This is a genomic window from Corynebacterium frankenforstense, from assembly GCF_030211955.1.
GTDB lineage: Bacteria > Actinomycetota > Actinomycetes > Mycobacteriales > Mycobacteriaceae > Corynebacterium > Corynebacterium frankenforstense_A.
In genome coordinates, this window is the sequence record NZ_JASODI010000090.1 from 1 (window position 1) to 248 (window position 248).

Annotated in this window: 1 pseudogene; it reads right to left on the minus strand. The window is 36.7% G+C overall.

Annotated elements, in window-relative coordinates:
• A pseudogene (locus tag QP119_RS11640) lies at positions 1-248 on the minus strand (hypothetical protein); the annotation flags it as partial.

Below are 248 nucleotides of genomic sequence, written 5' to 3' on the forward strand. Positions count from 1 at the left end.
CTCTCCTTTTTTCTTTTGGCCAATTGAAGCAAAGAAAGCGGACAATAACCCTTCTGTAGAAGTGTGCAAATATAAATTATTGAAGACGATGGCTGTCCCTTGAGCTGTTTGGATTTTCAATTCTAATTTAGCCATATTACAAGCTGGAAGTTTTGCATCCCCACTTCTAGGTGTATAACGAGATCTTTCGAATTTAACTACTTCAAAAATATAATCTCCTGGCTCTAACAATAAGCCTCCACCATTAT